We start from the raw sequence: 14,356 nt of genomic DNA on the forward strand, positions 1-14,356 counted from the left end.
GCCTGTCTGAAACCCAAGCGTTTCAGACAGGCATTTATATTCTTTCCCATTACAAAGCCAACAAACCCGCCAATTGCGGCCAATAAAACAAACAGGCGATCGAGCAGATCGCCACCACGATGCCCGCCATATTAACGGTGCTGATTTTCTCGCGGAAAGCAAGCGCGCCGACCAAGGTGCCCAGCACAATCACCCCGATATTCATCCCGGCAAACACAATGGTCGGATTTTCGCTCATCACCTGATGGGCACGCACATAAGACCAAATATTGGCAAAATTCAAGCCGCCCAACACCAGCCCGCCGAGGATGCCCGCGGCGCTCCACTTCGTGCCTTTGGCAAACAGATAGCCGAACATCAGCACTCCCGCCAAGATAAACGCCACCAACAAATTACCGCCGAAAGCCGTACCGCTTTTGGCGACCTGTTTAAACAGAATATCGATAATACCGTAACCCGCCCATACCCCCAGCAACAAAGCTGCCTGTGAAAGCGTACCGCCCGACTTCTTACCTCCGCCCTCTTTCCACAACAAACAAAACAAAGCGGCAAACGCCAACGCCAAACCGACCAGACGGCCGACGCTGGGCGTTTCGTTGAAAATCAAAAACGACGCGGCCACCGGCAAAAACAGCGACAAACGCTGCGCGGCATCCGATTTCACAATTCCCGCCTGTTGCACCGCGCGCCCCATAATCACGAACACCGAAGGCAACAATACACCCAGAGCGGCAAACAGCCACCAGGTCGGCAGATAAGATTGCCAAGCCGACAAATCGGGCTTCAACACCGCCATGGTCAGGCTCACGGCAACCAGATAATTCACCGCCACTGCCTGTTCGATATCGATTTTCTTACTGCGGGAAATTTTCAGCAGCACGGAAACGGATACGCTGCATAAAATACTGACAATCAGATAAATCATAAAAATCCATACAGATATAACGTTTACCACCAACCGCTCGGCGATACGCTTTGCCCGTTATTCAACTTCACCAATCCGGCAATACTGCGGTAGAGAAACCAAACCGAGCAGAAAATAATCAACAGCAGGCCCAGTATGACCAAAACCGTTGAGGCGATGCTTACCGACATCCCATATTCCAACCACATCGCCAACCAAATCATCATCAAACCGGCCATCGGCAGCAGCAAGGTATACCAAAACGTTTTAATCAAATAGGGGTAATGATCGTAATACGCCGTACCAACCGCTTCATGCCGTTTCACATAAGCCCATATCACACCGGCAATCAGGCATAAAGGCATAATCAGCGAAAACAAATACAGCGCATAAGCGATGGTCAGCGTACTTTTCAGCTTCTCCGGCGGCATAGAGCCGGCGTAATTCTGCTCGACAGGTGGATTCAAAATATTTTCCTTATTAAATATGCTGCTAAACCGCCACGGCCACATCGGCCGGCGACAAACTTTTCAGCGCCTGCGGGCTGACAGCCACCAAGAAACCGCGTTTGCCGCCATTGATGTATATCGTTTCCAAATCCCAAATGCTTTTTTCCACATAAACCGGCAGCGCGGATTTGCAACCGAAAGGACTGGTGCCTCCAACCAGAAAACCCGTCCACTTATTCGCCTGCGCCGCATCGGCAGGCTCGATGTGTTTCTTGCCCAGCTGGCGGGCAAGATTTCGGGTGGAAATCTGATAATCGCCGTGCATCAGCACAATCAGGCCTTTTTTATGTTCGTCTTGCAGCACAATGGTTTTAATCACCTGATGCTCGGGCACGCCCAGCTGCGCGGCGGATTCGGCGGTGCCGCCGTGTTCTACATAGTCATACAGCATGGGGATAAAATCGATTTTGTGCGCACGCAGAAAACGGATGGCGGCGGTAACCGGATAATCGGGCTTAGACATCTTGCAAACGGTTTCTTGAAAAACGGGCGGATATGTTACCATAGTCCGAACCGAGCGTTCACATCATTGCCGATCGGTTTAACCCCGCTTACCGGTCGCAAACCCGCGGCACTGCCGCCGTTTTCCCCTCTCGGAAATATAAGGAGCAACAACATGAGTATCCGCTATATCGGCCCCGGCGCACGCCTTTCCGAAGCCACCGTTGCCAACGGTTTCGTTTTCCTCTCCGGCATGGTGCCGGAAAATACCGACACCGGCGTTACCGAACAAACCCGCGATGTGCTGGCTCAGATAGACCATTGGCTGGCGCAATGCCGCTCCGACAAAAACCACTTGCTGGAAGCCACCATTTTTCTGGCCGATATGGCCGATTATGATGCCATGAACCTGGCCTGGGACGAATGGGTCAATCCCGAACGCAGCCCCGCCCGCGCCTGTGTGGAAGCGAAGCTCGCCAAGCCGGAATGGAAAGTGGAAATTAAGGTTTCGGCCGTGGTAATGGTTTAAAACCGAAAACCATGTGTGCTAAAAAATGCCTGTCTGAAAACGAGCGAAGCGAGTTTCTGCGAAGCTAAAACGAGCGAAGCGGGTTTCTGCGGAGCTAAAACGAGCGAAGCGGGTTTCTGCGGAGCTAAAAATAGATTTCAGACAGGCATGGCTGCCATCCCGTCATACTCGAGCTTACCCGAGTATGACGTTATTTTTTAAATAAACTGGGAATATTGGCAACGCAATGCCTGTCTGAAAAAGTTTCTGCATCGCCCAAAACATCCTTTCAGACAGGCATTTCTTTATTCGGCTATAATGTGCATTTTATTTCAAACCCGTATTCCGCCATGTCCAAACGCCAAACCTGGCTCGTGCTCACCGCACTGTTTACCCTGCTGTTTATCGTCCTGATTACCATAGGCGCTTACCTGATTTCCATCGAAAGCCGGCAATTCGGCATTGCCGCCTTCCTGTTTGCCTTTGCCGCCGCCTTCGGCCAAATCGCCTGCCTGGCGCTGTTTTTGCGCGAACAGGCGCGTCATAAAATGATGCGCGAAATCCGGCAATCTTCCGATCAATAAAAAGGTTTTCACCGTGTTCCAAGAAATCGTACTGGCCAGTGGCAATGCCGGCAAACTGGCCGAATTTTCCCGCTGGTTCGCCCAAAGCAACATTCGTGTACGCTCGCAAGCCGAATTTGCCGTGCCCGAATGCCCCGAGCCGCATGTAACCTTTATCGAGAACGCCATCGCCAAAGCGCGCCACGCCAGCAAATACAGCGGCAAACCGGCGCTGGCCGACGATTCGGGTATCTGCGCCTATGCTTTGGGCGGCGCACCCGGCGTATATTCCGCCCGCTTTGCCGGCAGCGAGCCAAAATCCGATGCCGCCAACAATGCCAAAATGTCGGCCCAACTGGCGGATAAAGACGACAAACGCTGTTATTACGTTTGCGTTTTGGTACTGGTGCGCCACGAAAACGACCCGCAGCCGATCATCGCCGAAGGCATCTGGCACGGCCTGTGGCAGGAACAAGCCGAAGGCAGCCACGGTTTCGGCTACGACCCGCATTTTTTCCTGCCCGAACAAGGCTGTACCGCCGCCTCGCTTGCGCCGGACATGAAAAACCAAATCAGCCACCGCGGCCTGGCATTACAGGAATTGAAAAAGAAGCTGGATATACTGTAGCCCCGCCCGTTTGCCCCGCCGATACGCGTTTGACTGTTCCTTGATACCGCCATGACCGCCATCCAATTTACCCCGCCCGGCCGGCTTACCGCCCTACCGCCGCTGTCGCTCTACATCCACCTGCCTTGGTGCGTGCAGAAATGCCCGTATTGCGATTTCAATTCGCACACCCACAAAGCCGCAAACGACCAAGAGCGTTATGTAGATGCGTTGTTGGCCGATTTGGCGGCCGAATTGCCTCACGTGTGGGGGCGGCCGGTGGAAACCATTTTTATCGGCGGCGGTACGCCCAGCCTGTTTTCCGCCGATGCCATCAACCGCCTGCTGGCCGGCGTGCGCGCACTGCTGCGTGTGCAGCCGGCGGCGGAAATCACGCTGGAAGCCAACCCCGGTACGTTTGAGCGCGAGAAATTCCAAGGCTTTCGCGACGCCGGCGTAACCCGTTTGTCCATCGGCGTGCAGAGTTTTAACGATGCCTGTCTGAAAAAACTCGGCCGCATCCACGACAGCCGCGAAGCGCTGGCCGCCATCGAAACGGCTTTAAATTTATTCGAGCGGGTAAACATCGATTTGATGTACGCCCTGCCCGGCCAAGACGTAGCCGGTGCGTTGCAAGACGTGCGCACCGCGCTGGCCACCGGTGCCGGCCACATCAGCGCCTACCACCTGACCATGGAGCCGAACACGCCGTTTGGCCACACCCCGCCGCCCGATTTGCCCGCCGACGAAGCCGCACAAGACATCGAAGATACCGTGCAGCAGGCACTGGAAGACGCCGGTTTCCTGCATTACGAAACCTCCGCCTTTGCCCGCAACGGCCAGTTTTGCCGCCACAATCTCAATTATTGGCAGTTTGGCGACTATATCGGCATAGGCGCAGGCGCACACGGCAAAATTTCGCATCACGACCGTATCGAGCGCACCGTGCGCAAACGCCATCCCAACGATTATTTACAGGCTATCGCCGCCGATCCCGCCTCAGCCGCCGAGCGGCGGACGGTAGCACGCGCAGATTTGCCGTTTGAATTTATGATGAACGCCTTGCGGCTCACCGAAGGCGTGCCCGCCGCTTGGTTGGCAGAACGCACCGGCATCAGCAGCAGCGCCATCGCCAAACCGCTGCTGGCCGCCCAGCGGCAAGGCCTGCTCGATACCGACCCCGCCTATTTGCGCGCCACACCGCTCGGCCGCCGCTTTCTCAATGATTTATTGCAGTATTTTCTGGCATAATCGGCTGGAACCATCCTATCCGTAGTTTTCAGACAGGCAAACAAAATGCCTGTCTGAAAACTAAAAAACAAACCTCAATCCGCCCAACCCATCCAAAACACGCATCATGAATCCGCCCATTCCCACTGCCCCTCCGCCCTCGCGCTGGCTGCCGATTCTGCTGGCACTCTCTATTTTTATGCAGATGCTGGATGCCACCATCCTCAACACCGCTCTGCCGAAAATGGCGTTGGATTTGAACGAATCGCCGCTCAATATGCAGTCGGCAGTGGTTTCCTATACCCTCACGCTGGCTCTGCTCACGCCGATGAGCGGCTATCTGTGCGACCGTTACGGCACCCGGAAAGTATTCACCATCGCCATGTCGTTGTTTGTCGGCGGCTCTGCGCTGGCGGCCGCTTCGCCCAACCTGCCGCTGCTGGTGTTCGCCCGCGTTTTGCAGGGCATGGGCGGCGCGATGCTGATGCCGGTGCCGCGGCTGGTAGTGATGCGTGCCTATGATAAAACCCGTCTGCTCGGCATGATGAACTTCATTATCATGCCCGCGCTGCTGGGGCCGGTAATGGGACCTTTGGTCGGCGGCTATCTGGTGGAATACGCCAGCTGGCACTGGATTTTCCTGATTAACGTGCCGATCGGCCTGCTCGGTATCGCCCTAACGCCGCGGCTGATGCCGGATTTTCATGCGCCCGGCGGCGAACGCCCGCATTTCGACGCACTCGGTTTTCTGATGTTCAGCAGCGGCGCGGTGAGTTTGAGCCTGGCAGTGGAAATGCTCAACCACCCCGGCGCTTGGCTGTTCGCCGGGTTGTGCGCCGTTTTCGGCATACTGGCGCTGATGTTTTACCGTCGGCACGCCATCGCCGATCCGCAGGCGCTTTATACACCCGACTTACTGAAAGTACGCACCTTCCGCCTCGGTGTGCTTGGCAATATGATCAGCCGCTTGGGGATGGCCTCGGTACCGTTTTTGCTGCCGCTGCTGTTGCAAGTGGCTTTCGGCCGCAGCGCCAGCTTGGTCGGCTGGGTATTGGCACCGATCGCTTTGGGTGCCTTGTTAACCAAACCGATGGTCAAACCACTGATTACCCGCTTCGGCTACCGCCATGTATTGATCTGGAACACCCGCCTGATCGGCCTGATGATTATGTCGCTCGCCCTCCCCGACGCCGAAACGCCGCTGTGGCTGTTGATACCTTTATTGTTTGCCATGGGCATCTGCAATTCACTGCAATATTCTTCGATGAACACATTAACCATTTCCGACCTGCGGCCTTATCAGGCAGGCAGCGGCACCAGCCTGATGGCCGTGAACCAGCAACTTTCCATCAGCGTAGGCATCGCACTGGGCGCCCTGCTGCTCAACTGGTTCAGCGGCAGCGCGCACACGCATTCAAGCCAACTTGCCGATGCCTTCGATCAAACTTTTCTGATTATCGGCGCGATTACCTTCTGCTCCAGCTGGGTGTTTACCCGATTACACCCGCATGACGGCAGCAGCTTGGTCGCTAAAAAAGCATAGACATAACGGTACGCCCGCTTCCAACTTGAAAACAAAAATGCCTGTCTGAAAAGATATTTTTCAGACAGGCATTGTCTAATGTAATCAATTACTTAATAACGCATCCGTTATACCCGGTCTTAATAGGCATCACTTTTTCTGCCGCTTATTTTTCAAACTTCAAACCAAAATGCAGATAACTGCGCTCGGTTGCCATCCGGCCGCGCGGGGTACGCTGCAAGAAGCCCTGCTGGATTAAATAAGGCTCGATCACATCCTCAATGGTATCGGTGCTCTCGCCGATGGCCGCCGCCACGTTTTCCAGCCCGACCGGGCCGCCGCTAAATTTATGCAAAATGGCTTCGAGAAATTTCCTGTCCATCACATCCAAGCCTTCGGCGTCCACATCCAGCATACCCAAAGCCGCATCGGCAGTGGCCGCGCTGATTTTGCCGCTGCTTTTCACTTCTGCATAATCGCGCACGCGGCGCAACAAGCGGTTGGCGATACGCGGCGTGCCCCGGCTGCGGCGGGCGATTTCCATTGCGCCGGTGTCGTCGATATCCAGTTGCAGTAAAGCGGCGGAACGGCCGACGATCACCGCCAAATCCTGATGATTGTAAAACTCCAGCCGCGAAACAATGCCGAAACGGTCGCGCAGCGGATTGGTGAGCATGCCGGCGCGGGTGGTGGCGCCGATCAAGGTAAACGGCGGCAGATCGATTTTCACCGAACGGGCGGCCGGCCCCTCGCCTATCATGATATCAAGCTGGTAGTCTTCCAGCGCCGGATACAGAATCTCTTCCACTACCGGGCTTAAGCGGTGGATTTCATCGATAAACAGCACATCGTGCGGCTCCAGATTGGTGAGCAGCGCCGCCAGATCGCCGGCACGCTCCAGCACCGGGCCGGAAGTCTGCCTCAGGTTCACGCCCAATTCTTTGGCAATAATATGCGCCAGTGTGGTTTTGCCCAAACCGGGCGGGCCGAACAATAAGGTATGGTCCAATGCCTCGCCGCGCTGTTTGGCCGCTTGGATAAAAATTTCCAGCTGCTCCTTGGCCTTGGCTTGGCCGATATAGTCGGCCAAGGCCTTGGGCCGCAGCGCACGCTCAAGCTGTTCTTCTTGAGCGGATAAGGTTTTCGCGGTAATCACGCGCTCGGCGCGGCTGCCGGTAAGATTATCGGTTTGCAGCATAATTTCATTAAAGATTAAAACAACGATTAATAGTGCGCTATGATACCCGAAACCGGCAGGCCTGTCTGAAAGTTACGGCTTTTGCAAACCGCCCCGATTGTCTATAATAACAAACCGTTCATCTACATTCCCCGCCATGTCCACACCCGACTACTCGCAACAGCTCTCCGACAAAGCCGCTTATCTGCAAAACCTGTTTAGCGGTCTGCACACGCCCGAATTGGAAATTTTTCCTTCTCCGCCCAGCCATTACCGCATGCGCGCGGAATTCCGTATCTGGCACGAAGGCGAGCACATCAGCTATGCCATGTTCGAGCCCGGCCGCAAAGCCGGCGGTGCATCCTTAATCAAACTATACGACTTCCCCGCTGCCAGCCAAGCCATCAACCGCCTGATGCCCGCCCTATTGCAGTCGGCTGCTGAGATACCGGTATTGAAAAACCGCTGGTACCAATGTGAATTTTTAAGCACCCAAAGCGGCGAAGTGTTGGTAAGCATGATTTACCACAAAAAACTGGACGACGAATGGCAAACCGCTGCCCGCCAACTCCAACAAAAATTGGGCATCTTCATTATCGGCCGCAGCAGGGGCCAGAAAATCGTATTATCACAGGATTTTGTTACCGAAGAGCTGAACGTAGCCGGCCGCCACTACCTCTACCGCCAAACAGAAGGCAGCTTCACCCAGCCCAATGCCGCCGTCTGCCAATCCATGCTCGAATGGGCCTGCCAAAGTGCGCAAGGTTTGGGCGGCGACATGCTGGAACTTTATTGCGGCAACGGCAATTTCACCCTGCCACTATCGCAGCATTTCAAGCGCGTATTGGCTACCGAAGTTTCGAAAACCTCCGTTGCCGCAGCCTTGTGGAATATCGAAGCCAACCATTGCGACAACATCGCCATCGCCCGCCTGAGCGCCGAAGAATTCACCCAAGCCTATCAAGGCATACGCGAATTCCGCCGTCTGCAAGAGAGTGGCATTCAACTGGATAGCTATGATTTTTCTACCGTATTCGTCGATCCGCCGCGCGCCGGAGTAGACGGTGACACCTTGCAATTATTGGCCTGCTTCGACAACATCCTCTATATTTCCTGCAACCCCGATACACTGCGCAGCAATTTGGAAATCCTCGCAAACAGCCACCGCATCGAACGCTTCGCCCTATTTGACCAATTCCCGTTTACCCACCATATCGAAAGCGGGGTTTTATTGCGCAAGAGGAATACATCAGCATAAATCCGGCCAAATCAAAAGCTTCAGACAGGCATTTGAGTAAAGTCCGGCAAAACCAAGCCGTGCGGCTTGACGCAAAAGCAGGCACCCCATTAAAATCAACCGGTTAGAGCATAGCCTCTAATAAATTTGCCGACAACTTCGGTTACTTTTTTGGATATTTAAGGACACCCATGACTTCCCAGCACATTCCGCAAAGCAGTTACACTAAAGAAGAATTGCTCCAATGCGCCCACGGCGAGATGTTCGGCGAGGGCAATGCCCAATTGCCGCTGCCCAATATGTTGATGGTCGACCGCATCGTTACCATCAACACCGACGGTGGCAAATACGGTAAAGGCGAAATCATTGCGGAATTGGATATCAACCCCGATTTATGGTTTTTCGGCTGCCACTTCGAAGGCGACCCCGTGATGCCCGGCTGCTTGGGCTTGGATGCCATGTGGCAGCTGGTGGGTTTCTATCTGGGCTGGACCGGTGCACCCGGCCGCGGCCGCGCACTCGGTTGCGCCGAAGTGAAATTTACCGGCCAAGTGCTGCCCAAACATAAAAAAATCACCTACCATATCCACATGAAACGCGTCATGAACAGCAAACTGGTGCTGGGTATCGCCGATGCCGAAATGAGCGTGGACGGCCGCCGGATTTACGAAGGAAACGGCCTGCGCGTCGGCCTCTTTACCAGTACAGACGATTTCTAATCCTCACCGCAGGAGAGTAAGTATTATGAAACGAGTAGTCGTTACCGGCATCGGTATCGTATCGAGCCTGGGCAACAATTGCCGCGAAGTTCTGGACTCCCTCAAAACCTTGAAATCCGGCATCGAATTCGAACCGGTGTATCAGGAAATGGGCATGCGCTCACAAGTGGCCGGTACCATCAAACTGGATCCGAAAGAATATATCGACCGCAAAGTCTTCCGCTTTATGGGCAACGCCGCAGCTTACGCCTATATCGCTCTGAAAGAAGCCATTGAAATGGCGGGCCTGTCTGAAGAACAGGTTTCCAACCCGCGTACCGGCATTGTCGCCGGCAGCGGCGGCGCCTCCTCATCGGCACAAGTCGAAGCCGCCGACACCTTACGCGAAAGCGGTGTAAAACGCATCGGCCCTTATGCCGTCACCAAAACCATGGCTTCCACCGTAGCCGCTTGTTTGGCGACCTTTTTCAAAGTCAAAGGCGTGAACTATTCCATCAGCTCCGCCTGCTCCACCAGTGCACACTGCATCGGCCACGCCTCCGAGCTGATCCAATTGGGCAAACAAGACATCGTGTTTGCCGGCGGCGGCGAAGAAGTTTGCTGGCAGATGAGTTCTTTGTTTGACGCCATGGGCGCCATGTCAAGCAAATACAATGATGCCCCCGAAACCGCCAGCCGCGCTTACGATGCCAACCGCGACGGTTTCGTGATTTCCGGCGGCGGCAGCATGCTGGTACTGGAAGAATACGAGCACGCCAAAGCACGCGGCGCCACCATTCTGTGCGAGCTCACCGGCTACGGCGCCACGTCCGACGGCCACGACATGGTCGCCCCTTCCGGCGAAGGCGCAGTACGCTGCATGCAGATGGCACTGGCCCAACACGGCGGCAAAGTGGATTACATCAATGCCCACGGCACGTCCACTCCGGTCGGCGACACCAAAGAGTTGGATGCCATCCGCACGGTATTTGCCGGCCAGGAAGTACCGCCGGTAAGCTCCACCAAATCGCTCTCCGGCCATGCGCTAGGTGCGGCAGGCTCCAATGAAGCGATTTATTCGATTCTGATGATGCAGAACGACTTTATCTGCGGTAGTGCCAACATTCAAAACCTTGATGAAGCCGCCTCCGGCGTGCCGATTCCGCTTGAGAATCAGGAAAAGAAACTCAATGCTGTGATGTCCAACAGCTTCGGTTTCGGCGGCACCAACGCCACTCTAATCTTCAGCCGCGTATAAATGCCTGTCTGAAAAAAACAAAACCCGGTCACATGATCGGGTTTTGTTTTTTTCAGACAGGCATTTGCCGTTTAAGCACCTTTCAAAAAATATAGTGAATTCAATTAATTTACAGTACAAGGCAGCAAGCCGCAGACAGTACAAATAGTACGACAAGGCGTAGCAACGCCTAATGTAAATTAATTGAATTCACTATACTCAATAAAAATACGTACCCGCCTTCACAAAACGGCTGGCATAATAAGGCTTACTGAGTTTTTCTGTCTGTATCGTCTTACCCGACGAGGGTGCATGAATAAACTGGTCGTTACCGATATACAGCCCCACATGCGAAATACCGCGGCCGGAAGTATTGAAAAACACCAAATCACCCGCTTTCAGATGACTTTTGCTGATGCCCTTCGATGCAGCCGCCATATCGCGTGAAGTACGCGGCAGGTTTACGCCCAATGCGTTTTTATAAAGATACTGAATCATGCCGCTGCAATCGAAGCCCGCATCGGTAGTACCGCCCCAACGATAAGGTGTACCGACCAAATCCATGCTCTGCATAATCAGCTCCCGCCCGCCGTCGGCCTGCATCGCCGGATTAATCCGCACCGGTTTGATCTTGTGAGTCGCAACACTACCCGACGGCCTTTTGCCGGAAATGGTGCCGCAAGCGGCCAAGCCCAACATCGCCAGCGATAGCAAACCTGCTTTCCAACACGCGTTTATCTGCATGATCTTCTCCATTTATGCGGCCAAACTCACAGCCGAACAATTATAGCGGAAAATACCGTTATTACCTGATTTCCCGATAATATCATCATTTGCGCACACAAAAAAACAGCCTGTCGGCATCGAACAGGCTGTTTTCTGATATTTGGCGGAAGCGGTGAGATTCGAACTCACGGAGGGCGCAAACCCTCGACGGTTTTCAAGACCGTTGCATTAAACCGCTCTGCCACGCTTCCTAATGCAATTCAAATTGTTTCAAGATTTGGCGGAAGCGGTGAGATTCGAACTCACGGAGGGCGCAAACCCTCGACGGTTTTCAAGACCGTTGCATTAAACCGCTCTGCCACGCTTCCGTTTCTTGAAAGCGCGTATATTAGCCTGTTTCACACCGTTTGCCAAGTGCTTTGCCGTGAAATATTGTGCACTTTATTTTTGCTCGGCACGCAAAAATACCCATTCTTTTTCATTGGAAGCGGCTTCGTTGTACACATAGCCTTCCGAATCAAAATCTTTCAAAGCATCCGGCTCTTGAATCCGGTGCTCGGCGGCATAGCGTACCATCAAGCCACGCGCGCGTTTGGCATAGAAACTGATCACTTTGTATTGGCCGTTCTTCTCGTCTTTAAACACCGGCGTAATCAGACGTGCCCGCAACTTGCCGGATACCGATTTGAAATATTCCTGCGAAGCGAGGTTCACCAAGGTATCGGTGTTTTGTTTTGCCAAAGCGTGGTTGAGCGCTTCGGCGATGATGTCGCCCCAAAATTCATAAAGGTTTTTACCGCGCGGATTGGCCAGCGCGGTACCCATTTCCAAACGATACGGCTGGATTAAATCCAGCGGGCGCAACAAGCCGTACAGCCCCGATAAAATGCGCAAATGTGTTTGCAGATAGTCGATACTCTGCGAGCTTAGGCTTTCAGCGGCCAGCCCTTCGTACACATCGCCGTTAAACAGATAGACCGCCGGTTTGGCATTTTCAGGGGTAAACGGAGTTTGCCAAGCCGCGTTACGTTCGGCATTCAACAAAGCAATCTTATCGGAAACATGCATCAATTTCGCGATATCCTGCGGCGCCAAACGACGCAGCTCTTTCATCAGCAAAGCCGCATCGTCCAACAAATCCGGCTGGCTGTAGGCAGCCGGCTGATTAACAGGTTGTTCATTGAGGTTTTTGGCAGGGGAAATCACAAATAACATGACATTCTCTTTTAAATATTTAAATTAGGCTTTTTCAGACAGGCATATCACCACCGGCAAGGCCATCAAGTTCAGGTCGATACTTTAGCCTCCGGCATTCTGCTTGACAAGTAATACACGGCATTCAGACAGGCATTTAAACATTCCGCATCCGCCCGATAAACCTTCGCTATCCCCTCGCAACACACTGAAAGTCTGCTAAAATCATGTTCGTTTATCTATTTCATTTTCTTTTCAGACAGGCCTATTCAAACCCCATGCCTGTCTGAAACATTATGCATCAAACCAAGAAAGCTCCCAATGACTCTTCAAGCCGTATTATTCGATCTCGACGGCACGCTTGCCGACACCGCTCTCGATCTGGGCGGCGCCCTCAACGCCTTGCTGGCGCGCCACGGCTTAGCGCCCAAAGCAATGGAGGAAATCCGGCCGGTGGCCAGCCACGGCGCTTCCGGCCTGATTTTATTGGGCGCCGGCATCACCAAGGATCATCCCGAACACAATCGCTGGCGCCAAGAATATCTTGCCGAATACGAACGCTGTTTCGATTGCGACACTGTATTGTTCGACGGCATCAACCCACTGATTCTCACTCTTAACGAACGCGGCCTGCAATGGGGCATCATCACCAACAAACCGAAAACCTTTACCGACAGGCTGGTACCGAAACTCGGTTTTGCCATACCGCCGGCCACCGTCGTTTCCGGCGACACGTGCCGCGAAGCCAAGCCCAGCACCCTGCCCATGTTGTACGCCTGCCAAGCAATCGGTGTCGCTCCCGAAAACTGTCTCTACGTCGGCGATGCCGAGCGCGACATGCTGGCTGCCAAAAATGCCGGCATGACCGCCGTTTTGGCCAACTGGGGCTATATCGCCGATACCGATGCCCCCGAACAATGGTTACAGGATTATGCCATCGACACCCCGCTCGACTTATTAACACGCTTATAAATATAGCAACTTAAATTCAGAATAAGACAAAACGCCGAGCCAAAGACAGTACAGATAGCACGCAACCGATTTTGTTGCCGCTTTAGCGGCTGACAAAATCGTTCTCTTTGAGATAAGGCGAGGCAATGCTGTACTATTCTGAATTTCAGTCACCATAAAACCGCAAAGCCGCCTCATGAGCAAAACTACCCCCGATGCCTTTTCCCGCCTGATTAAAGCACTCTGCATCCTACCCAACGTCGGCCCCAAATCCGCCCAACGCATGGCCTACCAGTTGTTGCAACACGACCGCGACGGAGCCGCCGTTTTGGTCGAAGCACTGCAAAACGCCCTCAAACAAGTGGGCCACTGCAAACGCTGCAACACCTTCAGTGAGCACGAATTGTGCGCGATTTGCGCCGACGGACAACGCGACCCGCACCGCTTGATGATTGTCCACATGCCGGCTGATGTCGCCAGCATGGAAGCCGCCCATTGCCACGACGGCCTGTATTTCGTCTTGATGGGTCAAGTCAGCCCGGCGCAAGGCATGGATTTAAACCACATTGCATTGGATAAACTGATAAAGAGACTGCAAGAGAGCGAAGTCGAAGAAATCATCATTGCCACCAACTTCACCGCCGAGGGCGACGCCACCGCCTATATCCTCTCGGAATTGTTCGCCAAACTGCCTTATAAAGTCAGCCGCCTCTCGCGCGGCATGCCGCTCAACAGCGAGCTCGAATACATAGACGCCGGCACTCTCGCCCAAGCGGTATACGAGCGTCGGCAATTAAAAGACAGCAGCAATTGAACGATGCCTGTCTGAAAGCAAAAATCATCCCGCCGCAA

At 53.8% G+C, this 14,356-nt stretch carries 16 protein-coding genes and 2 tRNA genes; 10 read left to right on the forward strand and 8 right to left on the reverse strand.

All coding sequences use genetic code 11. The features are described 5' to 3' along the window. Positions 1 to 49: 49 nt before the first annotated feature. Genes Q4C79_RS04145 through ybaK form a run of 3 tightly spaced genes read right to left on the reverse strand, consistent with a single transcriptional unit; the run spans position 50 to position 1,876 of the window. Positions 50 to 925 (reverse strand): EamA/RhaT family transporter, encoded by an 876-nt coding sequence (locus tag Q4C79_RS04145; RefSeq protein WP_303089767.1) that lies wholly within the window; start codon positions 923 to 925, stop codon positions 50 to 52. A 23-nt stretch (positions 926 to 948) separates the two neighbouring features. Further along, positions 949 to 1,371 (reverse strand): hypothetical protein, encoded by a 423-nt coding sequence (locus Q4C79_RS04150; RefSeq protein ID WP_303089768.1) that lies wholly within the window; start codon positions 1,369 to 1,371, stop codon positions 949 to 951. Between the two features lie 25 nt (positions 1,372 to 1,396). After that, positions 1,397 to 1,876: a Cys-tRNA(Pro) deacylase gene (ybaK, locus tag Q4C79_RS04155; RefSeq protein WP_303089769.1), complete on the reverse strand. Its 480-nt coding sequence runs from the start codon at positions 1,874 to 1,876 to the stop codon at positions 1,397 to 1,399. Positions 1,877 to 2,029: 153 nt separating this feature from the next. On the opposite strand from ybaK, the gene Q4C79_RS04160 reads away from it, so the two are divergent. The 5 genes from Q4C79_RS04160 (at position 2,030) to Q4C79_RS04180 (ending at position 6,305) form a co-directional block, all read left to right on the forward strand. After that, on the forward strand, positions 2,030 to 2,383 hold the full coding sequence (locus tag Q4C79_RS04160) for a RidA family protein (RefSeq protein ID WP_303089770.1): 354 nt from the start codon (positions 2,030 to 2,032) through the stop codon (positions 2,381 to 2,383). Positions 2,384 to 2,712: 329 nt separating this feature from the next. After that, on the forward strand, positions 2,713 to 2,946 hold the full coding sequence (locus Q4C79_RS04165; protein ID WP_303089771.1) for an NGO_0222 family membrane protein: 234 nt from the start codon (positions 2,713 to 2,715) through the stop codon (positions 2,944 to 2,946). 13 nt (positions 2,947 to 2,959) lie between these two features. Continuing rightward, positions 2,960 to 3,553, forward strand: coding sequence for an RdgB/HAM1 family non-canonical purine NTP pyrophosphatase (rdgB, locus tag Q4C79_RS04170; RefSeq protein ID WP_303089772.1), 594 nt, complete (start codon positions 2,960 to 2,962; stop codon positions 3,551 to 3,553). Positions 3,554 to 3,604: 51 nt separating this feature from the next. Beyond that, the gene (hemW, locus tag Q4C79_RS04175; protein WP_303089773.1) at positions 3,605 to 4,783 is read left to right on the forward strand and encodes a radical SAM family heme chaperone HemW; all 1,179 of its coding nucleotides are present in this window, start codon (positions 3,605 to 3,607) and stop codon (positions 4,781 to 4,783) included. A 106-nt stretch (positions 4,784 to 4,889) separates the two neighbouring features. Further along, positions 4,890 to 6,305, forward strand: a complete 1,416-nt coding sequence (locus tag Q4C79_RS04180) for an MFS transporter (RefSeq protein WP_303089774.1) — start codon at positions 4,890 to 4,892, stop codon at positions 6,303 to 6,305. Positions 6,306 to 6,450: 145 nt separating this feature from the next. Here the strand turns inward: Q4C79_RS04180 and ruvB are convergent, their stop codons facing one another. Next, positions 6,451 to 7,482 carry a Holliday junction branch migration DNA helicase RuvB gene (gene ruvB, locus Q4C79_RS04185; protein ID WP_303089775.1) on the reverse strand — a complete coding sequence of 344 codons (1,032 nt, stop codon included), beginning with the start codon at positions 7,480 to 7,482 and terminating at the stop codon, positions 6,451 to 6,453. A gap of 136 nt (positions 7,483 to 7,618) precedes the next feature. On the opposite strand from ruvB, the gene trmA reads away from it, so the two are divergent. The 3 genes from trmA to fabB all read left to right on the forward strand — a co-directional run bounded on the left by trmA (position 7,619) and on the right by fabB (position 10,654). Next, positions 7,619 to 8,719: a tRNA (uridine(54)-C5)-methyltransferase TrmA gene (gene trmA / locus Q4C79_RS04190; protein ID WP_303089776.1), complete on the forward strand. Its 1,101-nt coding sequence runs from the start codon at positions 7,619 to 7,621 to the stop codon at positions 8,717 to 8,719. Positions 8,720 to 8,889: 170 nt separating this feature from the next. Continuing rightward, positions 8,890 to 9,417, forward strand: coding sequence for a 3-hydroxyacyl-[acyl-carrier-protein] dehydratase FabA (gene fabA / locus Q4C79_RS04195; RefSeq protein ID WP_303089777.1), 528 nt, complete (start codon positions 8,890 to 8,892; stop codon positions 9,415 to 9,417). A gap of 25 nt (positions 9,418 to 9,442) precedes the next feature. Continuing rightward, positions 9,443 to 10,654 (forward strand): beta-ketoacyl-ACP synthase I, encoded by a 1,212-nt coding sequence (gene fabB / locus Q4C79_RS04200; RefSeq protein WP_303089778.1) that lies wholly within the window; start codon positions 9,443 to 9,445, stop codon positions 10,652 to 10,654. Between the two features lie 198 nt (positions 10,655 to 10,852). Here fabB and Q4C79_RS04205 read toward each other — a convergent pair whose 3' ends face one another. From Q4C79_RS04205 to yaaA, 4 genes are all read right to left on the reverse strand, one after another. After that, the gene (locus tag Q4C79_RS04205; RefSeq protein WP_303089779.1) at positions 10,853 to 11,377 is read right to left on the reverse strand and encodes a C40 family peptidase; all 525 of its coding nucleotides are present in this window, start codon (positions 11,375 to 11,377) and stop codon (positions 10,853 to 10,855) included. A gap of 143 nt (positions 11,378 to 11,520) precedes the next feature. Beyond that, positions 11,521 to 11,610: transfer RNA gene (locus tag Q4C79_RS04210), tRNA-Ser, on the reverse strand. A 27-nt stretch (positions 11,611 to 11,637) separates the two neighbouring features. Further along, a tRNA-Ser gene (locus tag Q4C79_RS04215) sits at positions 11,638 to 11,727 on the reverse strand. Between the two features lie 73 nt (positions 11,728 to 11,800). After that, the gene (gene yaaA, locus Q4C79_RS04220; RefSeq protein WP_303089780.1) at positions 11,801 to 12,574 is read right to left on the reverse strand and encodes a peroxide stress protein YaaA; all 774 of its coding nucleotides are present in this window, start codon (positions 12,572 to 12,574) and stop codon (positions 11,801 to 11,803) included. 300 nt (positions 12,575 to 12,874) lie between these two features. Here yaaA and Q4C79_RS04225 point away from each other — a divergent pair, with 300 nt between their 5' ends. Both Q4C79_RS04225 and recR read left to right on the forward strand, forming a co-directional pair. Continuing rightward, positions 12,875 to 13,525, forward strand: a complete 651-nt coding sequence (locus Q4C79_RS04225; RefSeq protein WP_303089781.1) for an HAD family hydrolase — start codon at positions 12,875 to 12,877, stop codon at positions 13,523 to 13,525. A gap of 175 nt (positions 13,526 to 13,700) precedes the next feature. Continuing rightward, a complete protein-coding gene (gene recR / locus Q4C79_RS04230; protein ID WP_303089782.1) occupies positions 13,701 to 14,318 on the forward strand; it encodes a recombination mediator RecR in 618 nt (205 codons plus the stop codon). The last annotated feature ends 38 nt before the right edge of the window (positions 14,319 to 14,356 follow it).

The sequence above is a fragment of the Neisseria sp. genome, from assembly GCF_030523955.1.
GTDB lineage: Bacteria > Pseudomonadota > Gammaproteobacteria > Burkholderiales > Neisseriaceae > Neisseria.